The following is a 23,224-nucleotide window of genomic DNA, read 5'->3' as shown; positions in this document are numbered from 1 at the left end:
GCCGTGAGCCACGACGCCTACCGGTGGTGCGGCGGGTGGTCGTAGTGGAGGTGCTCGGCCTGGTGGAGGACGTTGCGTACGAGGGCGTCGACGTGCTCGTTGGCGTGCCGGTAGTACACCGTGGCGCCGTCACGTCGGGTGAGGACCAGCCGACCGGCGCGCAGCCGCGCCAGGTGTTGGGAGACCGCCGGCACGGGCCGGTCGAGCTCGTCCGCGATGGCGCCGACCGACAGCTCGCGATCGTGGAGCAGGTGCAGGATGGACAGCCGGGTCTGGTCGGCGAGCAGCCGCAGCACGTCGACGGCGGTGTCGAGGTCAGGTGGGACGACGGGCTCCGGCTCCGAGACGCTCACGACGTCACCCTGCCACGGCATGCACGCGCCGCGGGCCGGTGCGGCGCGGCCAGAGGGTCGCGGTGCCGGCCACCGCGAGGCCCGCCACGACCGCGAGGCCTGCTGCGGCTGCAAGGAGGTTGACCGTCCCGAGCCACCCGGCGACCGGGTAGGTGATGAGCCAGCAGGCGTGGGAGAGGGAGAACTGCGCGGCGAAGACAGCCGGCTGGTCGTGGTCGGGGACGCACCGGGTGATGATCCGCCCCATCGGAGTCTCGGCGGCCGCCCATCCGCCGCCGACCACAGCGAACAGGGCACCGACGAGGAGGAGACCTGCGAGCCCGGGCACCGCGAGCGCCGCACCGATGGCCGCAGTTGCCACGGTGACCAGTCCAGCGCCGCCGAGCATCAGCGTCCGCTCAGGGATGGACTCGAGCGCCCGTGGGAGAAGCACCGCCACGGCGATGGACCCGGCACCCAGGGCCGCCAGCAGCAGGGCGGCGGTGCCGTCTCCACGGTCGAAGACAGCGCGGGCGATGACCACGTACTGCACGAGCGCGTAGGCGCCGCCGGCCGCGACCGCGACGTTGAGAACCAGCACGGCCCGCAGTGCGGGGGTGCGGACCATCAGCTCCACCCCACGCAGGGCCCGTCGCCCGAAGGGCTGTGACCGGGCAGCGGCGGGGGCACGGCCGAGTGTGCTGCGCATCACGAGGACGGCCGAGATCGCGAAGCCCGCTGCGGTTCCGACGAACAGTCCCGAGCTCGGCACCACGAGGAGCAGAGCTGCGGCGAGCAGCGGGGACAGCAGCATCTCCAGGTCTTCCGCGAGCCTGGAGAGCGACAGTGCCTGGGTGTAGCGGGGCACGTCGGGCAGCACGCGTGGCAGCAGGGCCTGGTAGGTCGGGGTGTGCACGGCCGACGCCGCCTGGAGGACGAGCACCAGCACGTAGACCTGCGACACCGACGTCACGAAGGGAAGGCCGAGGACGACCACCACCCGCGCGAGGTCGGCCAGGACGAGCACCAGACGCGGGGGCGCGGCGTGCACGAGCGCCGCAGCGACGGGTGCGACAGCGACGTACGCGGCCATCTTGATCGCGAAGACCGTCCCCAGCACCAGGCCCGCGCCCTTGCCCGCGATGGCGTAGGCCAGCAGACCCAGCGCCACGGTGGCCAGGCCCGTACCGGCAAGGGAGATCGCCTGCGCGGCGAACAACCGCCGGTAGTTCCGATCGGTCGGCAGTCTGAGCACCACAGCAGTCTTGCATACTTGCGCGAGTACGCAATATCAGGTCACGCAGCTCCTCCATGGCCTCCTCCTGGCTCGCCGAGATGGACTGGCTGATCCAGGACATCGACCGCAACGGGTTGGCGACGACGCCCGAGGAGGCGGGGGCGCGCCCGGTCCCGACGTTCGAAGCATCCGCCGACCGCGCCTGCGCCACAGACTGACTCGTCCGATGACGCCCGGACGGCCGGCGGACCCAGCGGAGGCCTTGGGCTCAGCGGTGGTCACGGCGGTCCTCAGCCCACGATCGGCGCCCCCTCGGGCATGCGGAAGAGGCGCTGCCGCTCGCGGACGGCGAGGGCGGCTCCGAGGGTCACCGGTCCCAGGCGCCCGATGAACATGAGGATGACGAGCAGAAGCTGATGTGGGGGGGCGAGGTCGTCGGTGATGCCGGTGGAGAGCCCGACGGTGGCGAACGCGGAGACGACCTCGAAGAGGGTCTCGTTGACGCCGAACTCCGAGGTGGTGGTGATGACCATCGTCGCGACGATGACCGTGGCAACACTCAGGAGGGCGACCGACAGGGCTTGACGCTGGATGGCGGGGGTCATCCGGCGGTCGAAGATCGTCGCGTCGGGGTCACCGCGGAGCTCGGACCAGATGACGACGAGCAGGACGGCGAAGGTGGTGACCTTGATGCCGCCCGCGGTGCCGGCGGGCGCACCGCCGATGAACATGAGCACGACGGTTCCGAGCAGGGTGCCGTCACTCATGGCGGCTGTGTCGAGGCTGTTGAAGCCCGCGGTGCGGGGCATGACGCCCTGGAAGAAGCCGGCGAGGAGCTTGCCAGGCGTGTCCAGCGCACCGAGTGTCGAGGGGTTGTTCCACTCGGTGGCGAGCATGAACACCCAACCGCCGACCAGCAGGATCAGCGTCATCAGAACGGTGATCTTGGTGTGGATGCTCCAGCGCTTGGGCCTGCGGTGCTGCCGGTGCAGCTCGAGCAGCACGGGGAAGCCGAGCCCGCCGAGGATGACAGCGATCGCGATGGGGAGGGACACCCACGGGTCGGTCGCGAACGGGATGAGACTGTCGCTGTACAGGGCGAAGCCGGCGTTGTTGAACGCTGAGACCGAGTGGAACACGCCGTGCCACAGGGCTCTGCCCATGGGCATGTCGTAGCCGGCGGCGAAGCGCATCGTGAGCACGAGCGCGGTGGCGCCCTCGACGATGAGAGTGGCGCGGGCGACGCCGAAGAGGACCGTGCGGACGTCTCCCATGCCGACGCTGCGGGTGGACGCTGCCGCCACGCGCCGGGACTGCAGGCCAAGGCGCCGGGAGATGAGCAGGCCCAGCAGGGTCGCCAGGGTCATGATCCCCAGCCCGCCGACCTGGATGAACAGCAGGATGAGGGCCTGCCCGACCCCCGTCCAGTGCGTCGCGGTGTCCACGACGACCAGGCCCGTGACGCACACCGCCGAGGTCGCGGTGAAGAGCGCCTCGAGGACGGTGGCGGGCCGCTCGGCCGACGCGGCCGGGAGGAGCAGCAGCAGTGTCGCGACGAGGACGGCACCCGCGAAGCCGGCGACGATCACCAGGCCGGGGCGGCGCGCGAAGCCGCGGTCAGGGCGGCCCTGGAGGTCCGGGAGCCGGCCTGTGACGGTCCGCGTCAGCCATGACGATTCACTGGGCGCGGCTGAAGCAGCGAAAGGACGGGACATCTGGGCGCGGCTCCACGGTGCAGGCGCCGACCACTCATGGACGGCTGACCTCTCACTGTGACCGGCACCGGCGTGGCCTGAGCGCAGCCTGCGCGGGGGTGGGCCCGGATCTTGACGTTTCCCTAACGCCTACGCCTCGAACAAGTACCCACGGCCTGGCCGCGTGACCAGGTGGACCGGGTGGGCCGGGTCCTCCTCGAGCTTGCGGCGCAGCTGGGCGGCGTAGACGCGCAGGTAGTTGCTCTCCGTCCGGTAGGACGGTCCCCAGACCTCTCGGAGCAGGTCCGGGCCGGAGACCACCTCGCCCCGGTGACGCACCAGGACCTCGAGCATCGACCACTCGGTGGGTGTGAGCTTGACCTCGACGGCACCGCGGTGGACTCGCTTGGCGGCCAGGTCGATCGCCAGAGCCCCGGCTCGGACGACCGCACCCTCCCGGTCGTCGGCCGGGGTTGCTCGGCGCACCGCCGCCCGCAGGCGCGCCAAGAGCTCCTCGACCCCGAACGGCTTGGTGACGTAGTCATCGGCCCCGGCGTCCAGCGCGAGCACCTTGTCGCCACCCCCCTGGCGCGCCGACAGCACCACGATGGGTGTGATCATGGTCTCCCGGAGCCGCCGGATGACGTCCACCCCGTCGAGGTCGGGCAGCCCGAGGTCGAGGACGATGACGTCGGGCCCGACGCGGTTGGCCAGCTCGACGGCCTCGTCACCGTCCCGGGCCAGGACCGGCGACCAGCCGTGGGCGCGCAGCTGGATCCCCAGCACGCGCCGCAGAGCAGCGTCATCGTCGACCACGAGCACCACGGGTCCGGTCATGGCGCGCCCTCCCCGGTGCCTGCGAGCGGGACGGAGACCTCCATCGTCAGCCCTCCGCCGGGTGTCTGACGCGCCTCGACCTCGACGCCGAGCGCGTCCGCGAGGCCACGGACGACCGCCAGCCCGAGGCCGAGGCCACCGGACGGTCGTCGTCGCTCGTGCGAGCCGAGGCGCTCGAAGGCCGCGAAGGCGCCCTGAACCTCACCGTGAGGCATCCCCGGGCCGAAGTCGGAGACCGCGATGACCATGCGATCACCACGAACTCTCGCGGTCACGCGGGCCGGCGAGCCCGACGGGCCGTGCAGGACCGCGTTCGCGGCGAGGTTGGCGACGATCCGCTCCAGGAGCCCGGCATCGGTCAGGACCAGCGGGAGGTCGTCCAGCAGGTCCAGCACGATGGCGTCCGGGCTGAGCCCCTCCAGAGCGAGCGGGACGACCTCCTCGAGGCTGACGGCGCTGGTCTGGGGGTGCACAGCTCCCATCTGCAGTCGGGACAGGTCCAGCAGGTTGTCGGTCAGCCGCTCGAGCCGTGCAGTACCGACCTCGACCGCGTCGAGGAGCGAAGCCCGGTCCTCCTCGTCGAGCGCAGGCCCGTGCGCGCCGAGACCGTCCACAGCAGCACGGACCGCCGCCAGCGGCGTCCGGAGGTCGTGGGACGCGGCGGTCAGGATGGCGGTTCGAGCGGCGTTCAGGTGCTCCAGCTCTCGCGCCCGGTCGGCTTCCCGGCGAAGGCGCGCCCGGTCCAGGACCACGGCGGCCTGCTCGGCGAACGCGGTGAACACCCGCCCGTCGGCCGCGGTGAGCCGGTGTCCCGGCAGAGCCAGCGCGACGTCACCCGCCACGCGGTTCGGGACGACGTCCCCCAACGACACCTCAGGAGTGGCGGGTGCCCCCGAAGGGTAGGAGGCGACCGTGGTCCAGCCCGACGGACCGGCGGCGTCGCGGTGCAGCACGAGACCGGTGCCGGCGTCGAACCGCTTCACCAGCTCCTCGACGATCCCCTCGGGGGTGTCCCGGCCAGCCAGCACAGCGCGGGAGAGATCGGCAAGGGCGGCGGCCTCCGCCCGTGCCTCCCCGGCATCGGCCCGGCGCCGCTCAGCCAGACCGACGACGGACGCCACGGCGGTCGCGACCAACGCGAACACCACGAGGGCGAGGGCGTTCTCCGGGTCGGCGATCGTCAACCCACCGGTGGGCTCGGTGAAGAAGTAGTTGAGCAGCCAGGCCGCCAGCAGCGCGCAGGACAGGGACGGCGCCAGCCCTCCGATGAGCGCCGTCGTCACCACGAGGGTGAAGAACATCATCAGGTCGCTCGCCAGACCGAGGACGTCTCGCTCTTGCAGCAGCACCGCGGTCAACGCAGGAGGACCAGCCAGCGCGAGAGCCCAACCCGTCACCGTGCGGCGCACGCTCAGGGCGCCACGTCGCCTGCTCAAGACCGAGTGACGGTCTTGACTCGTCACCTGCGCGGTGGAGATCACCCACCCAGCGTGCCAGCAAGGTGCCGATGGCCCTGGTACTCGAGCGGCTAGCCTCAGCGCATGGGCATGGTCGATCGACACAACGTCAGCATCACGGGGGTGCCCGGGGCTCAGCCCATCGTCTTCGCCCACGGTTCGGGTGCGACCAGAACATGTGGCGGCACGTCGCCCCGCAGTTCGAGGATGCGTTCACCGTCATCACGTTCGACCACGTCGGCGCGGGCGGCTCCGACCTCGCGGCGTACGACCCGGTGCGGCACGGGTCGTTGCACGGCTACGCCCAGGACGTCCTGGCGATCGTCCACGAGCTCGACCTCGAGCACGTCGTCCTGGTGGGTCACTCGGTCTCGGCGATGATCGCGGTGCTCGCCGCCACCGCCGAGCCCGACCGCTTCGACAAGCTCGTCCTGGTGGGTCCCTCACCGCGGTACACCGACGACGACGGCTACACCGGGGGCTTCACCGAGGCGGACATCGCCGAGCTGCTCGAGTCGCTGGACAGCAACTACCTGGGTTGGTCCAGCGCGATCGCCCCGGTGATCATGGGCAACCCCGACCGCCCGGCGCTGGGTGCCGAGCTGACCGCGAGCTTCTGCCGAGCCGACCCTGAGATCGCACGCCGGTTCGCGCACGTGACGTTCCTGTCCGACAACCGCGCCGACCTGGCCGGCGTCACGGTGCCGACGCTCGTCCTGCAGTGCACCGACGACGCCATCGCCCCTGTCGCCGTCGGCGAGTACGTCCGCGACGCGATCCCCGGTGCCCAGCTCGTGCTGCTCGACGCGACCGGCCACTGCCCCAACCTCAGCGCACCCGAGGCGACGACGGCCGCGATCTCCGCCTTCGTCCGCGGCTGAGCCGGCCCGTGTCCACCCCACCGGGCGAGGGCTCTGACGCCGCCCTCCAGGAGGCCCTCCTCCAGGACCTGGCGCTCTTGTACGACCACGCACCGTTCGCCTACCTCTCGACCACGCCCGACGGTCTGATCGTGCGGGTCAACGAGACGTTCCTCTCGTGGACCGGGCACCGACGCGAGCACCTCGTCGGCCGGCGCCGGTTCATCGAGCTGCTGACCGTCGGCGGCCGGATCTACCACGAGACCCACTACGCACCCACCCTGCGCCTGCAGGGCACTGCCCGGGAGATCGCGCTCGAGATCGTGTGCCCCGACGGCCGACGACTGCCCGTGCTCGTGAACTCGGTGCTCGACCGCGACGTCGACGGCACCCCTCGCGGCATCAGGACGGCGGTCCTCGATGCGACCGAGCGACGTCGCTACGAGCAGGAGGTGCTCGCGGCCAAGCGCCGCGCCGAGGAGTCCGAGGCGCGTGCGCTCCAGCTCGCACAGACCCTCCAGCAGACCCTGATCCCACCGGCGCCGCCGCACATCCCCGGCCTGGACGTCGCCGCCGCGTACCGGCCCGCGGGCGATGGGCGCCTGGTCGGCGGCGACTTCTACGACGTCTTCCAGATCTCGACCGACGACTGGGTCATCGCGCTCGGCGACGTTCAGGGCAAGGGCGCCGCGGCCGCCGTCGTCACCGCGCTCGCGCGCTACACGGTGCGTGCCGCATCGGTCGACCACGACTCCCCCAGTGACGTCCTGCACACCCTCGACACGGTGCTCCACCACGCTGAGACCGACCGCTTCTGCACCGCGGTGCTCGTGCGACTACGCCGCACCGCGGAGACGTGGTCGGCGACGGTCGCCTGCGGCGGCCACCCGCTCCCACTGCTGCGCCGACCGGGACGCAAGCCTGTCACCGTGGGCGAGTACGGTCCGCTCCTCGGCGCCCTGCCCGGCGTCAGGTTCACCGACACCGAGGTCACGCTCGGGCCCGGCGACGCGCTCGTCCTCTTCACCGACGGCGTCACCGAGGGTCGACGCCGTGGCCACTTCTACGGCAACGCACGCCTGGTCGCCGTCATCGACGAGCACCGCGGGACCGCTGCGGACGTGACCGGCGCGATCCTCGCCGACGTCATGGCGTACCAGTCCGACAACGCACGCGACGACATCGCCGTCGTCACGGTCGCGGTGAACTGACCGTCGACCGCTACGCAGCCAGAGCAAGCCTCTCGGCGCGTTCCTTCACTCCCCTGAGGTGGTCACGTGCCATCACGAAGTCCGCCGGCACGATGCCCAGCCAGCTGCCGAGCGTGAGCCACCAGGGCGCGGTGACCCACCGCGAACGGAAGTGGTAGCGGGTGCGCCCGCCATCGACGGGGGTCAGCACGAAGGTCCACGTCCAGTCGACCATCGCCCTCTCGCGCCAGCTCATGGGCAGGTGGCTGTTGGACCGGAGGACCAGCGCTCGTTCGGGCTGCAGCGCCACGACATAGAGGCCTGTCTCCGTCTCCGGCTTGCCGTCGGGGATGAACCTACCGACGGAGATGTCCTGGAGCTCCGGCACGATGCGTTCCGCACTCGGCCCGTTGGCCGGGAAGAGCAGCCGGTCGACCCATCGAGCGGTGTACCAGGCACCGCGGCCCCAGCCCATCTGTACCAGCCAGGGCCACACAGCAGACGGTGGTGCGTCGATGGTGATGGCGTGGTCGGTCTGAACGCCCGCATCAGGGATGAGGTCGTCACCGGGAAGTCGCCTGCGCCGTTCCTCCCCGCTCGATCCGTACGTGAGGCCGAGATGGATGAGGCCGATCTCGACAGTCGCCGCGACCGCTGCCACACCGACGACAACCCGCCACGTGGGGTACATCGCACACCTCCTGGGTCACTGGGTGTTCCGCTTCTCGCTCGTCATGGTCGAAGGTCAGGGTTCGGCGAGCGCGACGTCCAGCCGACCGCAGACCGTCGTCCGCCACCACTCCTCGTCCTCGGCGAGCGCCCCGACATGGGCCGTACCGGGCAAGGAGATGACGTCCACGGCGCCCGGCGCAGCCTCGCGGTACCAGCGGACCTGTTCGTCCTCACCGGCGCCCGCGATGAGGAGCATCGGCCGCGGTGCGATCTCGCGGACGGCCTCGCGGAGCGGCAGCGGAGGGTGCGCGCTCGACAGGACGTCTGCGATCCCCATCCCCAAGGCGGTGACCGTCCGCTCGAGCCTGCCGTGCCAGCTCGTGCCGGCCGCCTGGGCGTCCGCGGCTGATCGGCGTCCGACTCCCTCTGCCACCACGACACGCACCCTGTGGTCCTCGGCGGCCGCGGTGAGGGCCTGCTCCCCGCCCATCGACAACCCCACCAGGCCGATCGCGTCGACCTCCGGCCGTGCTGCCAGTGCGTCGACGGCTGCCCGCACGTCAGCGGAGCCGAACCACCCCAGCTCCATCGGCAGGCCGGCGCTGTCACCGTGACCACGCGCGTCGAGCATCAGCACCCCGTACCCGCAGCGGCTCAGCACCTCGGCGTGCGGCAGCGTCGCTGCGCGTGTGGAGCCGGCACCGTGCAGCAGGACGACGGCCGCGCCGTTGCTGGACGGGAGATCCCAGGCGGCGAGCTCGACCTGGTCGGCGGTCACGAGGCGCAGGTCCTCATACTCCAGGCCGACGTCGGCCGGCGTGAGGGCGGTGGCGGGGATCGGCTGCCTCGCGGAGGCCAGGACTCCAGCCAGCACCGGTTGGACGACGAGCTGCAGCAGCACCAGGCCGACGGGCACGACCACCCACCGCCGACGAGCACGCATCGGTCCGAGCAGCGCCGCGGCACCCGACCCCACCAGGACCGCCCCAGCCACCAGCCCGGCCGCGCCGGCCACCACCTCAGCCGCTGAACCCCCTCGCACGACGGCGTCGCCGAGCAGCACGCCCGTGCCGACCCCACCGACCAGCCCGACGAGGACCGCCACCCAGGCTCCCGCCCTGCGCATGCCGAGATGCGCCGTGAGGAGCAGCGTCGCGCTGACGACCACCGTCACCGTCAGGCACGCCAGCAGGCGCGTGCCGAGCGTCGCCGAGGGGCGCAGCAGGACCAACCACCCGACGGCCACCCCGAGGACCGTGCCGAGCGCGGCCCGCGTCGGTCCGCTCCGCGACGCTGGTGCCCGGGCCCGGCCGGCCCGCTCCGACTCGGGGTCGCGGGCAGTCACGTCAGCCCCGCGACGCCGACCGCCGGCTCGGCACAGCCGCCGATCCCTCGCCTCCGCTCACGCCGACAGCGCGGCACGACCGAGGTCCGAGGTCGTGGATCGCCCTTCCTGGCGGCGCCAGACGACGGCGGCCACCACCTCCATGACGCCAATCCCGACGAACGCCCACTGGACCGGCGAGGTCCAGCCGATGAGCGGCAGCTGGAGCGTCACCCACGCGACCAGCGCCGCACCCACGGCCAGGCCGGCGTCAGGGGCCCACCGGTGGCGGCGCAGGCCGAGGACGAAGGCGCCGGCCTGAGGTAGTGCGACTGTCGCGCCCAGGGCGAGCGCCGGCATGATGCGGCCCTCCACGATCGGCCACGCGTCGTGGAGCTGGGCCACCAGCGGATCGAAGGACCCGACGACGAAACCCTGCACCCCGGCCGCGGCGCCCACGGCCGTCAGCGCCTGGAGCGCGAGCGTCGTGATCCGTGCCGCGCGTGGGGAGGACACCTGCACCGCATCGATGCTCATCCTCCCAAACTGACACGCACGACGATCGGCGCCAGGGACGAAGGTCCACCCTTGCCCTCGGTGGCGATGAGACAGGCGCGCCTGGACGATGAGCGCACGCCGTCGTCGTGACGGAGGTCGGCGACAGCGTGCCCTCCGACTCGTCGTTCTCAGGCCAGTGCGTGGGCGGTGAGGTGGGACTCCCCGGTCAGCGTGACCACCCGCAGGCGTCCTTCACTGGGGACGGGGAGCGCCATCACCCCCGTGGTGGCGAAGATCTCGACGACCGGCCCGTCGACGAGGACGCGGACGTCCCGGTCGGTCAGCGGCATGGTCCAGCTGTTCGCAGCGACGGTGGCTGTCAGCTCACCGTCCGAGACGGTGAGACGGAGCTCCTCGCGGCCTGACTCGGCGCCAGTGACCACGAGCACCGCCTGCACGCTGGGCCCTGTGAGTCGCCACTCGAGGTCGCTGACCCAGCCGATCTCGAGAGTCCCGCCGGAAGACTCGACGGGCTCGCCCACCCGCGCGGCGACCAGTGCCGGGTGCGGTTCTGCGACGACTCGATCCCCGGCGAGGCTCAGCCGGTGGGGCACGGAGTGCGCGCTGGCCCATCGCCCGGCCGGGTCGTCGACATCGCGCAGCCAGTAGATGAGGCCGCGGTGTGCGTCGTGGTCGGCGAACACCGAGGCGGCGTAGTACGACGGGCCATAGCTCAGCCGACCCCAGGACTGCGCGGTGAAGCGTCCGTCCACCAGGTCACCGATGGCGTAGGCCTCGTAGTGCGGGACGTTCGGCTCCCACACCGAGCACGTCAGGACCCACGTGTCACCGAGGCGGAACAGCTGGGGGCACTCCCACACGGCCCCCATCCACAGCGGCTCGGTCTCCGTGCGATGGCGGCTGGCGAGCAGGCCGTCGTAGTCCCATCGCTCCAGGTCGGTGGAGCGGTAGGTCAGTGCGGTCGCGGTGCCGTCGGCCAGGCCGGCACCCATGAGCATGCGCCACACGGTCCCGTCGTGGAAGACGTAGGGATCGCGGTAGGCGACCACGTCCAGGCCGGTCGGCAGCTCGGCGACCACGTCCTGCTTCACCCAGGAGGTCCAGGTCTCGTCCGTCGGGCGGGCCAGGCGCGCCTTGCCGACCTGGACGTCGTCCAGGTTCACCGTCGTGTAGAACAGCGCGGCCGGGCCGACGTCCGGGACGGCGATGGAGCCGGACCACACCCCGTCGTCGCCGTCACCGGGCTGCAGTGCGACGGGTTGCTCGGTCCAGTGCAGGAGGTCGTCGCTGGTCGCGTGCCCCCAGCACTGGTCCGGGCCCCACTGCGTCTGGCCCGGGACGTACTGGAAGAACAGGTGGTAGCGCCCGCCGTGGAAGGTCAACCCCAGCGGGTCGTTGATCCAGCCCTCGTGCGCGGTGAAGTGCAGTCGTGGCCGGGTGACGTCGATGTCCACCTCGTCGTTCCCTTCGAAGCTGTGGGCCCTCGTCCACGCGGGCGGTGACGGATCGGCACTGAGGCGTGCCAAATCGTTTGCGCTCCAGCGTGGGGCACCGAGGGGAGGCCCGTCAAGTCACGCGCGCAGCGAGGCGCCGCGCTCGATCCGGCTGCTCGCTCGGCGCGGCTGGTGGCCGACGTCTCGGCATCGCCGGGACACCGGGGCGACGGTGGGTCACGATGTGGTCACGGCGCGAACCACCCTCTTGACCCTCTCGACCGGCCGATGTTAACTTCGCCAAAACGTTTGGGCAGAACGTTTTGGCTCCGGCGCAAGCCGGTCCGCCACCCACTGCCGACAAGGAGCTCACGCAATGAAGCTGTGCAGTCTTCCCGCCGCCCGTCCGTCGCGCCGACGCGCGACGTCCGGCGCGATGGCCCTCACCCTGAGCGCCGCCCTAGCCCTGACCGCCTGCGGCGCAGGCGGCGCCGACGACGACACCTCGGACGACGGCGCCGAAGGCGCTGCCGCGAGCGGTGCGATCACCGTCCTCGTCGAGGGCGGTGGCCTGGCTGAGCTGCAGCCCGTGGCCGACGCCTGGAAGTCCGAGACCGGCAACGAGGTCACGTTCGTCGAGCTTCCCTACGGTGGCCTGTACGACCGACTGTCCACCGAGCTGGCCTCGGGCAGTGTCTCCTTCGACGTGGCGGCGCTGGACGCGATCTGGCTCCCGGCGTTCGCCGACGGGGTCGAGTCCCTGGACGAGATGTTCACCGACGACGTCACCGCTGACCTGTTCCCCGCGCTCCTCGAGGAGGCCAGCGTCGATGGCCGGTACATCGGGATGCCGGTGTGGACCAACGCGCAGGTCCTGTTCTACCGGGCTGACCTGCTGGAGGACCCGGCCGAGCAGACCGCCTTCGAGGCCGAGTACGGCTACCCGCTCGCGGCGCCCACCACGTGGGAGGAGTACCGCGACGTCGCCACGTTCTTCACCCGTGACACCGACGGGGACGGTGCCACCGATCTGTACGGCACCGACGTCAAGGGCGCCGTGGAGACCGAGTGGCTGGCGAGCGTGCTGCAGGCCGGCGCTGACGGCATGGTCCTGGACGCCGACGGCAACGTCATCATCAACGATGCCGCCCACAAGGCCGCCCTCGACTTCTACGTCGCTCCCCTGCTCGAGGACGGGTCCGCCCCGCAGGGGGCCGCACAGATCGACTGGGCCGCGGCGCAGAACCTGTTCTACCAGGGCCAGACGGCCATGATGCGCTTCTGGGCCCACGCCTACACCCAGACACCCGAGGACTCTGAGGTCTTCGGCAAGGTCGGCGTCGCTCCCATGCCGGCCGGGCCCGGCGGGCTCGCCGGCGTGCCCGGCGCCTGGTACCTCTCGGTCCCGACGGCGACCAAGAACACCGAGCTCGCCAAGGAGTTCATCCAGTTCGCGTTCGACAACAACGCGCTCGGCCTGGACACCGCGCTGGGCCTGGCCGCCACGAAGTCCGCCCTCCAGTCGCTCGTCGGCGTGGAGGGTCACGAGAACCTCGCCCCGCTCATCGAGACGCTCGAGGCCGACGGGACCATGCCCCGACCGGCCACCGACAAGTGGCAGCAGATCGTCGACACCGTCCTGATCCCGATGCTCCAGGCCGCCGTCGCCGGTGGCGCCGACAACCAGCAGCTGCTCGACGACGCCAAGGCGCAGGTCGAAGCGATCCTCGGCTGACGGGACCGGCGGCCGGTCGGTCCCCCGACACCGGCCGGCCGCCAGCAGCCACCCACACACCCACGACCACCGCACCGGAGCGGGAAGGGTTCGACGTGCACCTCTCGGACAAACGATTCGCCGCGTTGCTCATGGCGCCGGCCGCGCTGTTCCTCGCCGCCTTCGTCGCCTGGCCCCTCGGACGGCTCGTCGCCGACAGCTTCTTCGACATCTCGCCCATCAGGGGTGGACCGCGCGACTTCGTCGGGCTGGCCAACTACGCCCAGATCCTGACCAGCGAGTCGTTCCTCGGTGCGGCCCGACGCACCCTGGGATACACCGCGATCGTCGTGACGGCCGAGTTCGTCCTCGGCCTGGCCACGGCCCTGCTGTTCAGTGCGCTGGGTCGGCGATCCTCCGTGCTGCGCACGGCCTTCCTCTACCCGCTGATGATCGCCCCCGTGGTCGCCGGTCTGCTGTGGCGGTTCCTGCTCATCGACAACTCGGGGATCGTCAACCACCTGCTCTTCCGGGCAGGCCTGCTCGACTCACCGACGCAGATCGGCTGGCTCTCCGACCCCGACATCGTCCTGTGGGCGGTGGCCATCCCGGACATCTGGCTGACCACGTCGTTCATGACGCTCGTCCTGTTCGCCGGGCTGCAGAACATCCCGGGCGACCTGCTCGAGGCGGCGCGACTGGACGGGGCGAGAGCCTGGACGATGCTGGTCCGGATCATCGTGCCCCTGCTGCGCCCGGTCATCGCGGTCGCCCTCATCGTCCGCGGCATCGACGCGGCCAAGGCGTTCGACATCATCCTGATCCAGACCGGCGGTGGTCCGCAGAACGCCTCGCAGACCCTCAGCCTGCTCATCTACCAGACGATGATCCGGTTCGGTGAGCCCGGCCTGGCCAGTGCGATGGGCACCCTGTACCTGCTGGCCATGCTGGCGGTCGCGACTGCGGCGGTCTGGTTCATCTGGCGGCCGGGAGCGGACCTGTGAACGGCCTGGAGACCCGCCGACCGGTGACCCGCGCGCTGCTCTGGGCGCTGCTGACCGCGGTCGTGGTGCTGTACGGCCTCCCGTTCATCTACCTGCTGCTGACGTCGTTCAAGACCCCGCTGGCGACGAACGCCGTGCCTCCGACGATCCTTCCGCCCGTGTGGACGTTCGAGAACTACGGCGCCGCCCTGCAGCGCTCCGGGGTCATCGCGTCGTTCATCAACTCCGTCTCGACCGCGACGATCAGCACCGTGCTCAGCCTGGCTCTGGGCGTGCCCGCCGCCTACGGGATCACACGGTTCCGCACCCGGGTCGGCCGCGTCTTCATCATGGCCGCGCTCGTCACCCGCATGGTCCCGCCCGTCGCGGTCGGCGTCCCGCTGATGTCGACCATCGCCTACCTCGGCCTGACCGACACCCCGACCGGCCTCGCGATCGCCCACACGACCATCTCGCTGCCCTTGTCGATCTGGCTGATGGCGAGCTTCTTCGAGGCTGTCCCCTCCGAGCTCGACGAGGCTGCACGAGTGGATGGCTGCTCCCGGCTGACCGCCCTGTGGCGCGTGATCCTGCCGGTGGTCTCCGGTGGCATGGCGGTGACCGCGATCTTCGCCTTCCTGGCCTCCTGGAACGAGTTCCTCTTCGCTCTTCTCCTGACCGCGGTCAGGGCGCAGACCACCCCGATCGTCATCGCGAACTTCCAGACCCAGTTCGGTCTCGACTGGGGCCCGATGACCGCCCTCGCGACTCTCTACTCCGTTCCCGTGATCCTTCTGACCCTCGTCCTCCAGCGGCACATCGTCGCCGGCCTCACCCTTGGCGCGGTCAAGGGCTGAGCGAGTCCGGGGGTCAGTCGACACCGGGCGTCGCCGTCCGGGAAACCCCGAGCACCACGCCTGCGCATGTGCGAGCGATCTCCCCAGGAAGGGCAGGACATTGGCCAGCACCAACTGCTACGACGTCACGACGTGGCCGACCGGCGACCCCCTCGAGGACATCGGCGAGGTGATCAACAGCATCATCGCCGACATCAAGAGCCGGCAGACGGCCACTGACGTGCGCGACGGCGGCAGACCAGGCGCGGTGATCTACATCCCGCCCGGGGACTACCGCCTGCGGACGCAGGTGCTGATCGACATCAGCTACCTCAGGATCGAGGGTTCCGGGCACGGCTTCACCTCGTCGAGCATCCGCTTCAACGTGCCCCAGGACGAGTGGCGGCACCTGCAGGAGCTGTGGCCGGGCGGGAGCCGGGTGCTGGTCGACCTCGCACCGCAGGACGACGCAGGGGACACCTCGGGAGCCGCGTTCCTGGTCGAGCGCCCCGGGAGCCCTCGAGTCAGCTCGGTCGAGTTCGCCAACTTCTGCATCGACGGGCTCCGCTTCTGCGAAGACGGCTCTGGCATGCCCGCCGCGAACACCTACCGGAACGGGAAGACCGGCATCCGCGTGGCGAGCGCCAACGACTCGCTCCGCATCACCGGCATGGGGCTCGTCTACCTGGAGCACGGCCTGGTGATCCACCATGCCGACGCCTTGTCCGTCCACGACAACTTCGTCGCCGAGTGCGGCAGCTGCATCGAGCTGCGCGGCTGGGGGCAGGCCTCGAAGGTCACCGACAACCTGATCGGAGCGGGCTTCCACGGGCCAGCGGTGCTCGCAGAGAACCACGGCGGACTGCTGATCGCCTCCAACAACATCTTCCCCCGCGGAGCCAGCAGCATCGAGCTCGCCGGTGTCACGCGCTCACTCGTCTCCGGCAACCGCATGCACTCGTTCTACCCCGGCATGGTGGTTCTCCGAGCGGGATCCTCGGAGAACCTGATCACCTCCAACCACCTCTTGCGCGACGACGAACCGTGGGCACCCTTCGTGGGCGTGGACAACGGCCTGGACGACCCCTACGGGATCCTCGTCATCGAGGGGGGGCAGAACTCGGTCATCGGGAATCACTTCTCGGAGGTCGTCGATGCCCGCAAGATCAGGCCGTCGGGAGCGACGCCGGTGATCGTGCACGTGGTCTCGGGCAGCGGCAACTACGTCGCCAACAACCATGTGGTGGCCAAGGACGTCCGCGTCGCCACAGGGGACTCCTGCTTCGCCGCACAGGTGGACGCCCTGCTGGCCACCGAGGCGTCGGGAGAGCTCGCCGTGGTCACCGTCCTGATCGACGCCCAGTCCCGCGACAACGTCGTCCTGGACTCGGGAGCCGATCACCAGGTCGTCATGGACAGGGCCGTCAATGCCTTCAGGCCGACCCCGGCGATCGGGGCCGGCCCCGCGGCGCCGCGGGGCGCGGACCTGTTCGGGACGGGGCGGTGATCTCCTTCGGGACGGGTGAGTCGCTAGCCTGTCCACACACTTCACGCTCACGGGGGAGACACCGGTGACCAAGCACGTCGGCATCCGGGACGTCGCCCACGCGGCCGGCGTCTCGGTCACCACCGTCTCCCACGTGCTCAACGAGACCCCGCACACCAGGGTCAACGCCGAGACGCGCGACCGCGTCAAGGCCGTCGCAGCCGAGCTGAACTACCGACCGAACCGCCTGGCACGGGGCCTGCGGACCAAGACGTCCGGGATGATCGGCCTGCTCACGGAGGAGATCGCCACCACACCCCACGCCGGCCGCATCATCCTCGGCGCCCAGGAAGCCGCCAGCCGCCACAACCTCACCCTGGTGATCATCAACTCTCCCCTGCTCGCCGACGCCGACGCCCGCCGCGACGACGTCCGAGCGCTGCTCGACCGCCAGGTCGACGGCATCATCTACGCCACCGTCTTCCACGACGTCGTCCACCCCCCGCGCGAGCTCGCGAACGTCCCGGCCGTCCTGATCGGCGCGACCGACGACGCACACCGCCTGCCATCGGTGACACCCGACGAGGAGGGTGGCGCCCTCAAGGCAGTCGGCGCGCTCCTCGGTGCCGGGCACCGTCGCATCGGGTTCACCGCAGGAGTCGAGAACGTGCCGGCCACCCGCGGACGGCGCCGCGGCTACGACCGCGCCCTGCGCGAAGCCGGACTCCCCCTCGAGGAGGACCTCGTCGCCGCCGGGGCCTCCGAGGCATGGGGCGGGTACGAAGCAGGCCACACGCTGCTCACCCGCCCAGACCGACCCACCGCGATCTTCTGCTACAACGACCGGATGGCGATGGGCGTCTACCGGGCCGCCACCGAGCTGGGACTCCGCATCCCCGAGGACGTCTCCGTCGTGGGGTTCGACAACCAGGACCCGATCGCCGCCAGCCTCTTCCCCGGCCTGACAACCATCGGGCTTCCGCACTACGAGATGGGCGCCTGGGCCGTGGACACCCTGGCCGTGCACCTCGACGGCGAGGCGCCGACCCCGCCCGAGGAGCTCAGGCTCGACTGCCCCGTCGTCGTCCGTTCGTCCGTCGCACCGGTCGCCTCCGGCTAAGCACGCCGCCCGCCCAGGGCTGCGAGCACCGACCGTCGGGCTGCGGTCCTCCCTATCGCACGACGGAGGGCGTTCCTCCGGTGAGGCGGAGCAGCTCGGGGTAGGAGGTGCGGAACATCGAGAGGTGGTCACCCGCGCCGGCCCACAGCTCGTCGTGCTGCTCGAGATCCGTGTCGACGAGGGTCCGCAGGGGGTGCGGGTGCCCGACGGGCGCTACGCCGCCGACCTCCTGTCCGGTGTGCTCGAGGACGAACTCGGGCGACGCCCGACGGACCCGGCCGCCGACGAGCTCCGAGACCTTCCCCGTGTCCACCCGGGCCGCACCGCTCGCGACCACGAGCAGCGGCGCCTCACCGACCCGGAAGACGAGGCTGTTGGCGATGGCTGCGACCTCGCAGCCGAGCACCGCGGCCGCCGCTGCGGCCGTCGGGACGGACGACGCGAACCGCAGCGGCTCGTTCACGACGCCGGCCGCACACAGGGCTCGGACGACGGCGTCGGCAGCGGGCGAGGACACCCGCCGATCATAGGGACCGGTACGTTCGTGCGCGTGACCACCGCCGTACGAGGTCCGGCCGAGCTGCGGGCGTACCTGAGCGTGCTGCTGACCGCGGTCAGGGGGGAGCCACGGCGCCGGGGGCTGACCGCGCTGCACACCGTCGCCAGCCGGAGCGCTCAGGCGGGCATCTCCTGCGGTCGTGCCCGGCCGACGAGGCCCTGCAGCACGGGGTTGTCGATGTCGGCCGCCAGGACCGCGGCGAGCTCGACAGCGCCCGGCTGGCCCAGGGCGGCGCGGTGCAGGGCGGCTCGGGCGACGAGCTCGCGCAGGCCCCGCCGGGAGGCGAAGTCGTCCAGGTCGCGGACCCACCCGGGTGCGGTGCTCAGGCCGTGCGCCACCCCGAAGCTGCACAGGGCCTCCATGCAGTGCCCCTCGACCCAGTCGTGCGCGTCCGGGAGGCGTCGGCACGCGGCCGGGGCCGCGACGAGAAGATCCAGCGCCAGGGCGTCCTCGCCTCGTGCGGCGGCGAGAAGCCCGCGGCCGCGCAGGGAGTAGCTCTCCCAGCACGGGTCCCCGACCTGGCAGGCGAGGGCGTAGGAACGGTCGAAGGCGGCCTCCGCCGCCCCGAGGTCGCCGTCCAGGAGCAGCACCTCGGCCAGCAGCGCGCGCGGGAACGGCAGGAAGGACAACCACCCGATGCCGGCCGCGACATCGCACGCCGACTCCAGCGCCGACCGCGCCGCAGCGGTCTCACCTCGCAGCAGGTGGAGCCGGCCGAGGGCCGTGGCGACGTACGTCCCGGCCCGCTGGTCCCCCGCGGCCCGCGCGAGCCCGGCCGCCCGCTCCAGCACGGTCCGTGCGGCCGGGTAGTCGCCCACGTCCGTCGCTCCCATCCCGGCGAACAGGTCGACCCAGGCGAGGAGGGCCGGGTCGCCGTCGGCCAGACCCCGCGCCTCCTCGAACCAGACTCCGGCGCGCGCGTGGTGGGCCCGCAGGGTCTCCACATGACCGAGCTCGAGCGCGGCGTGCGCCGCGGTTCCGTCGTCGGCGATGGACCGGGCGAGCAGGACGGCCTCGTGCAGTGCCGAGACGGCCTCCTCGTCGCTGCCACGCACCCCTTGGACGAGGGCGGCGCCCAGGTCGACGAGACCACGAGCGAGCCGGCCCGGGTCACCGTGCCGGCGGGCACCCTGGACCGCGGACCTCAGCAGTGGCAGTGCGTGGTCGTACGCGCCCACGTGCGCGGCGCCGGCGCCGCCCTCCAGCGCGGCATCGATCGCCCCGAGGCTCGCGGTGCCCGCCGGGGCCGGCTGCGGACGGAGGGCAGCCGCCACCGCCGGGGAAGGGTCGGTGCCGAGCTCCCTGCGGAAGAGCGAACGGCACTGCGCCACCCGGGCCTCTGCGGCGCGCCGGTCGCCGCGGGCCACGAGCGCGCGGACGAGGAGCTCGTGGCTCCGTTCCGCCAGCGGGTCGGATGCGACCAACCGGGCGGCCAGGTCCGCGGCGGACGCCGCGTCACCCTGCGCCAGGCGGGCGTGTGCGGCCTCGTGGAGCACCGCCGCCGTCTGGCCCGCGACCCGCCGGCGTTCGGTGGACAGCCACAGGTCGAAGGCCGGACCCGTACGCGGGTTCACGCCCTCGAGGAGAGCACCGCCGAGCTGCGGCAGGAGAAGCGCCTCCCCCCACAGGCCGTGACCGACCACCTCGACGTCGATCAGGGTGTCCGGTGCCGGCGTCAGGGCGAGCGGGTCGCCACCGACGTCCGCGACGCCCTCCAGCGCGCGGCGGAGCTGGGACAGCGTCCACCGCAGCGCCGCCGCGGGGTCGTCCGCCTGGTCGAACATCAGGTCGACGATGCGTGATCGCGGGACGGGACCCCGTGCCAGCGCCAGGTAGGCCAGCAGCGCCCACGCCTTGCTGCCGCGCGGACCCGTGACCGGCTCCCCGCCACGTTCGATGCGGGGTGGACCGAGGAGGCAGATCATGGCCACCACGTCCACCTCCCAGGGAGTCACGGCTGTGCAGCGCACACGTCGACGCACACGCCCGACGACGAGGCTCGGCCCTGAGGCGGCATCGTCCGCCGCCCTCGAGTCTGCACCCCTGGAGCACCCATGGTCACGTCCTCCGCCACCCGACAAGGACTGCGCGACGCGCTCTCTGTCGTCGTCGGCTACATCCCGTTCTCCATCGCGCTGGGGGCAGCGCTCGGCGCAGCCGGCGTCAAGCCCCTGACCGCGTGGCTCACCTCGCCGCTCGTCTTCGCCGGCACGGCGCAGCTCGTGTCGGTGCAGATGCTCGGTGCCGGCGCCGGAGGTCTCGTCGTCGTCGCGACCGCGCTGGTCATCAACTCGCGGCACCTGCTCTACAGCGCGTCGATGATCCCCCACACCCGGACCTGGCGACGCCGCGACCGCTGGGCCGCTGCGTACTTCCTGGCGGACCCCGTCTTCGCGGTCGCGGATGCGCGGTACCGCTCCAGCGGCTGGTCCGATGCCCGCGCCGGCCGGCACTACTACTTCGCGCTGGCGGCGACGTGCTGGACGGCGTGGCTGCTGCTCACCGGGACCGGCGTCCTGCTCGCAGGATCGCTGCCGCCGGGGCTGCGGCTGGAGGTCGCCGCCCCGCTGACGTTCCTCCTGCTCCTCCTGCCCACGATGGACAGCACACCCAGCCGCGTCGCCGCGCTGGTCGGGGGAACCGCCGCGGTCGTGGCCTCCGGGCTGCCCCTGGGGACGGGCCTGCTTCTCGGGGCCGCCGTCGGGATCGCCGCCGGACGGCTCGCGGCCTCGGCGCAGCACCCCGTGGCGAGCGACCCGGCCACCGGCGAGCAGGGAGAGGAGGCGGCCCGTGCGTGACCTCCTCGTCATCGTCGCGGTCGGTGTGGGGACCCTGGCGCTGCGCGCCGCGTTCATGGTCCGCGGCACGTCGGCCCTGCCCCGTCGCACCGCATCCGTCCTCCCCTACGTCGCGCCCGCTGTCCTCGCGGCGATCGCCTTCCCTGCGCTGCTGTCCCTCGGGACGACGGGCGCCGTCCTCGACGCCGTCGCCGCCGTGGCTGCCGTGGGAGCGAGCGCCGCGGTCTGGTCGACCACGCGCCGCTTCCCCGCCGCGCTGCTGGCCGGTCTCGCGGCGTGGTGGCTGGTCCTCGGCGCCGTCGCGATCTGGCCGTGAGGTCGCTGCTGCGCGCACACGTCTGGTCACACGGCCGTGGTCGAAGGTCGAAGAGCCGGAACCGGCACACACAACACAGAGAGGAGCCGGTGTCATGCCGTTCGTCAACGTCAAGGTCATCGAGAACGTCTTCACCGACGAGCAGAAGCAGGAGATCCTGAACCGGGTCACCGAGGCCATGGTCTCGATCGAGGGAGAGGCCATGCGCGGTGTCACCTGGGTCGTGGTCGAGGAGGTCAAGAGCGGGGACTGGGCGATCGGCGGCCAGTCGCTCACCACCGGCGCCATCCACGAGATGGCCGGAGCCACCACCACCCGATGAACGCCCCGGGGGGGACCGGCGCAGCGCTCCGGTCCCCCCCGGGTTCACCCCGAGCAGTGAGGACAGCACATGGTCGCCGTTCCCCCCCGCGAGACGAAGGACGGCGTGCGCCACCGACGCACCCGCCTCCTCGACCTTGCGGTCCTGGACAACGCACGGTGGTGCCACCTCGTCAGCGCCACCTGGGGTGCGCCGGGAACCACCGACGAGGACGCGTGGACAAGCGCCACCCGGACCCCGCCCGGATACCCCGATGCCGTCACGCTGCGCCCAGGAGTCAGCGCCACCGAGCTCCTCTCCCGCATCGACACCTCGGCCCCCGGCTGCTCGGTCAAGGACAGCTACGCCGACCTGGACCTCTCCCCGCACGGATTCCAGCAGCTGTTCTCCGCGACCTGGATCGGGGGCAGCGGCACACCATCACCACCCCCGCCCGGCACGACGCCGTGGCAACCGATCGGCCCCGGGGACCTCGGCGCCTGGCAAGCGGCGTGGGCGGGTCAGCCGGATCCAGAGCCGCGCTTCCGCCCCGAGCTCCTCGCAGCCGTCGGCGTCACACTCCTGGGAGCCAGGCGCGGACGCGGGTTCACCGCCGGCTGCGTCCTGACGGGCGATGACTCGGCGGTCGGCGTCTCGAACGTCTTCGACACGGGCGGCGCCCTGGAGACGGCCTGGCACGCCATCCTCAGGTGGACGGCGCTGCACCACCCCGCCAAGCCGGTGGTGGGCTACGAGATGGGTGCGGACCTCGCGGCCGCTCTCCACGCCGGGCTGCGCCCGCTCGGGCCGCTGACGGTGTGGGCTACCTGAGCCAGTGACAGGGAGACCGGAACCGACACGGACCCGGCAAGGCTCCCGATGGTGCCTCGGCACCCGCGCGGACAGCCGGGCCGGACGGTGACGGCGCGCCCGTGCGGCGGCTGATCGGGTCAGTGCGGACGATAGACGTCGGCGCGATGCTCGATCCGCAGGACGACGACCTCTCGCGAGTCGTCGTTGATCCGGTAGAGGACTCGGTAGGTCCCGCGCCGCGCTGAGTGGATGCCCGCCAGATCGCCGCGCAGTGGTGTGCCGACGCGACGGGGATTGCTGACCAGGGCACCGGTCCGGAACTCGATCACCGCGACTGCCACACGCTCGGGCAGCCGGGGGCGGATCGCGCGGACCGCCGGCGGCGTCAGGACCAGTTCGTAGGGTTCCGACTCGGTCACGGGCGCAAGGCACGAACGGCGTCGACGCCGCGCACGACATCGCCCGAGGAGTACGCGCGATCAGCCTCCCGGATGTCTGCCAGAGCTTCCGGGTCGCTGAGGACCGCGAGGGTCTCCTCGAGCTCGGCGAGATCCTCCGGACTCACGATGACCGCCGCGGCACGTCCGTTGCAGGTCACGGTCACCCGCTCGTGCTCCCGCTCGACCCGGTCGACGACGTCGCTGAAGTGGTCGCGGACCTTGCGTAGCGGCTCGACACACATGACCACAATTGTGGCGCCCGCGCGCCCGCGCGCCCGCGCGCCCGCACTGCAAGCCTCGCGT

The 23,224-nt window shown here is 71.8% G+C and carries 25 protein-coding genes; 12 read left to right on the top strand and 13 right to left on the bottom strand.

Annotation, left to right across the window (positions count from 1 at the left end):
* Positions 1-17: 17 nt before the first annotated feature.
* Positions 18-353, bottom strand: coding sequence for an ArsR/SmtB family transcription factor (locus M1R94_RS08740; RefSeq protein WP_249381304.1), 336 nt, complete (start codon positions 351-353; stop codon positions 18-20).
* Between the two features lie 4 nt (positions 354-357).
* Positions 358-1,587 (bottom strand): MFS transporter, encoded by a 1,230-nt coding sequence (locus M1R94_RS08735; RefSeq protein ID WP_249381303.1) that lies wholly within the window; start codon positions 1,585-1,587, stop codon positions 358-360.
* A 56-nt stretch (positions 1,588-1,643) separates the two neighbouring features.
* Between M1R94_RS08735 and M1R94_RS08730 the strand changes: the two genes are divergently transcribed.
* Positions 1,644-1,787 (top strand): hypothetical protein, encoded by a 144-nt coding sequence (locus M1R94_RS08730; protein ID WP_249381302.1) that lies wholly within the window; start codon positions 1,644-1,646, stop codon positions 1,785-1,787.
* Between the two features lie 72 nt (positions 1,788-1,859).
* Here the strand turns inward: M1R94_RS08730 and M1R94_RS08725 are convergent, their stop codons facing one another.
* The 3 genes from M1R94_RS08725 to M1R94_RS08715 all read right to left on the bottom strand — a co-directional run bounded on the left by M1R94_RS08725 (position 1,860) and on the right by M1R94_RS08715 (position 5,536).
* Entirely contained in the window at positions 1,860-3,284 is a 1,425-nt protein-coding gene (locus M1R94_RS08725; protein WP_249381301.1) for a TrkH family potassium uptake protein, read from the bottom strand.
* Positions 3,285-3,413: 129 nt separating this feature from the next.
* Positions 3,414-4,100 (bottom strand): response regulator, encoded by a 687-nt coding sequence (locus M1R94_RS08720; RefSeq protein WP_249381300.1) that lies wholly within the window; start codon positions 4,098-4,100, stop codon positions 3,414-3,416.
* Positions 4,097-5,536 (bottom strand): sensor histidine kinase, encoded by a 1,440-nt coding sequence (locus tag M1R94_RS08715; protein ID WP_249381299.1) that lies wholly within the window; start codon positions 5,534-5,536, stop codon positions 4,097-4,099. Before M1R94_RS08715 ends, M1R94_RS08720 begins: the two co-directional genes overlap by 4 nt.
* A 197-nt stretch (positions 5,537-5,733) precedes the next feature.
* Between M1R94_RS08715 and M1R94_RS08710 the strand changes: the two genes are divergently transcribed.
* Positions 5,734-6,438: an alpha/beta fold hydrolase gene (locus M1R94_RS08710; RefSeq protein WP_308199895.1), complete on the top strand. Its 705-nt coding sequence runs from the start codon at positions 5,734-5,736 to the stop codon at positions 6,436-6,438.
* Positions 6,439-6,446: 8 nt separating this feature from the next.
* A complete protein-coding gene (locus M1R94_RS08705; protein ID WP_249381298.1) occupies positions 6,447-7,628 on the top strand; it encodes a PP2C family protein-serine/threonine phosphatase in 1,182 nt (393 codons plus the stop codon).
* A 10-nt stretch (positions 7,629-7,638) separates the two neighbouring features.
* Here M1R94_RS08705 and M1R94_RS08700 read toward each other — a convergent pair whose 3' ends face one another.
* From M1R94_RS08700 to M1R94_RS08685, 4 genes are all read right to left on the bottom strand, one after another.
* Positions 7,639-8,298, bottom strand: coding sequence for an SRPBCC family protein (locus M1R94_RS08700; protein WP_249381297.1), 660 nt, complete (start codon positions 8,296-8,298; stop codon positions 7,639-7,641).
* 54 nt (positions 8,299-8,352) lie between these two features.
* Positions 8,353-9,624 (bottom strand): alpha/beta hydrolase, encoded by a 1,272-nt coding sequence (locus tag M1R94_RS08695; protein WP_249381296.1) that lies wholly within the window; start codon positions 9,622-9,624, stop codon positions 8,353-8,355.
* Positions 9,625-9,681: 57 nt separating this feature from the next.
* On the bottom strand, positions 9,682-10,140 hold the full coding sequence (locus tag M1R94_RS08690) for a hypothetical protein (RefSeq protein WP_249381295.1): 459 nt from the start codon (positions 10,138-10,140) through the stop codon (positions 9,682-9,684).
* A 149-nt stretch (positions 10,141-10,289) separates the two neighbouring features.
* Positions 10,290-11,576 (bottom strand): glycoside hydrolase family 32 protein, encoded by a 1,287-nt coding sequence (locus M1R94_RS08685; protein WP_249381294.1) that lies wholly within the window; start codon positions 11,574-11,576, stop codon positions 10,290-10,292.
* A 355-nt stretch (positions 11,577-11,931) separates the two neighbouring features.
* Here M1R94_RS08685 and M1R94_RS08680 point away from each other — a divergent pair, with 355 nt between their 5' ends.
* The 5 genes from M1R94_RS08680 (at position 11,932) to M1R94_RS08660 (ending at position 17,694) form a co-directional block, all read left to right on the top strand.
* Positions 11,932-13,290, top strand: a complete 1,359-nt coding sequence (locus tag M1R94_RS08680) for an ABC transporter substrate-binding protein (RefSeq protein WP_249381293.1) — start codon at positions 11,932-11,934, stop codon at positions 13,288-13,290.
* A gap of 95 nt (positions 13,291-13,385) precedes the next feature.
* The gene (locus M1R94_RS08675; protein WP_249381292.1) at positions 13,386-14,273 is read left to right on the top strand and encodes a carbohydrate ABC transporter permease; all 888 of its coding nucleotides are present in this window, start codon (positions 13,386-13,388) and stop codon (positions 14,271-14,273) included.
* Positions 14,270-15,109, top strand: coding sequence for a carbohydrate ABC transporter permease (locus M1R94_RS08670; RefSeq protein ID WP_249381291.1), 840 nt, complete (start codon positions 14,270-14,272; stop codon positions 15,107-15,109). Before M1R94_RS08675 ends, M1R94_RS08670 begins: the two co-directional genes overlap by 4 nt.
* A gap of 100 nt (positions 15,110-15,209) precedes the next feature.
* Positions 15,210-16,595, top strand: a complete 1,386-nt coding sequence (locus M1R94_RS08665) for a NosD domain-containing protein (protein WP_249381290.1) — start codon at positions 15,210-15,212, stop codon at positions 16,593-16,595.
* A gap of 64 nt (positions 16,596-16,659) precedes the next feature.
* Positions 16,660-17,694, top strand: a complete 1,035-nt coding sequence (locus M1R94_RS08660) for a LacI family DNA-binding transcriptional regulator (protein WP_249381289.1) — start codon at positions 16,660-16,662, stop codon at positions 17,692-17,694.
* Positions 17,695-17,746: 52 nt separating this feature from the next.
* On the opposite strand, the gene M1R94_RS08655 is transcribed toward M1R94_RS08660, so the two are convergent.
* Both M1R94_RS08655 and M1R94_RS08650 read right to left on the bottom strand, forming a co-directional pair.
* Positions 17,747-18,211, bottom strand: coding sequence for a YbaK/EbsC family protein (locus tag M1R94_RS08655; RefSeq protein ID WP_374109449.1), 465 nt, complete (start codon positions 18,209-18,211; stop codon positions 17,747-17,749).
* Positions 18,212-18,369: 158 nt separating this feature from the next.
* Complete coding sequence (locus M1R94_RS08650) at positions 18,370-20,208, bottom strand: AfsR/SARP family transcriptional regulator (RefSeq protein ID WP_249381288.1); 1,839 nt, start codon at positions 20,206-20,208, stop codon at positions 18,370-18,372.
* Positions 20,209-20,307: 99 nt separating this feature from the next.
* Here M1R94_RS08650 and M1R94_RS08645 point away from each other — a divergent pair, with 99 nt between their 5' ends.
* The 4 genes from M1R94_RS08645 (at position 20,308) to M1R94_RS08630 (ending at position 22,499) form a co-directional block, all read left to right on the top strand.
* Positions 20,308-21,051 (top strand): AzlC family ABC transporter permease, encoded by a 744-nt coding sequence (locus M1R94_RS08645; protein WP_249381287.1) that lies wholly within the window; start codon positions 20,308-20,310, stop codon positions 21,049-21,051.
* Positions 21,044-21,367 carry an AzlD domain-containing protein gene (locus tag M1R94_RS08640; RefSeq protein WP_249381286.1) on the top strand — a complete coding sequence of 108 codons (324 nt, stop codon included), beginning with the start codon at positions 21,044-21,046 and terminating at the stop codon, positions 21,365-21,367. Before M1R94_RS08645 ends, M1R94_RS08640 begins: the two co-directional genes overlap by 8 nt.
* Positions 21,368-21,461: 94 nt before the next feature.
* Positions 21,462-21,689, top strand: coding sequence for a tautomerase family protein (locus M1R94_RS08635; RefSeq protein ID WP_249381285.1), 228 nt, complete (start codon positions 21,462-21,464; stop codon positions 21,687-21,689).
* A 69-nt stretch (positions 21,690-21,758) separates the two neighbouring features.
* On the top strand, positions 21,759-22,499 hold the full coding sequence (locus tag M1R94_RS08630) for a hypothetical protein (protein WP_249381284.1): 741 nt from the start codon (positions 21,759-21,761) through the stop codon (positions 22,497-22,499).
* Positions 22,500-22,618: 119 nt separating this feature from the next.
* On the opposite strand, the gene M1R94_RS08625 is transcribed toward M1R94_RS08630, so the two are convergent.
* Together M1R94_RS08625 and M1R94_RS08620 are read right to left on the bottom strand one after the other, a co-directional pair.
* Entirely contained in the window at positions 22,619-22,900 is a 282-nt protein-coding gene (locus M1R94_RS08625) for a type II toxin-antitoxin system RelE family toxin (protein WP_249381283.1), read from the bottom strand.
* Complete coding sequence (locus tag M1R94_RS08620; protein WP_249381282.1) at positions 22,897-23,163, bottom strand: type II toxin-antitoxin system Phd/YefM family antitoxin; 267 nt, start codon at positions 23,161-23,163, stop codon at positions 22,897-22,899. Before M1R94_RS08620 ends, M1R94_RS08625 begins: the two co-directional genes overlap by 4 nt.
* Positions 23,164-23,224 lie beyond the last annotated feature (61 nt).

The sequence above is a fragment of the Actinotalea alkalitolerans genome, assembly GCF_023369855.1.
In the GTDB taxonomy this organism is placed as follows: Bacteria; Actinomycetota; Actinomycetes; order Actinomycetales; family Cellulomonadaceae; genus Actinotalea.
The sequence above is the reverse complement of the archived record's forward strand: the minus strand, read 5'-3'. Positions and strand labels throughout refer to the sequence as shown.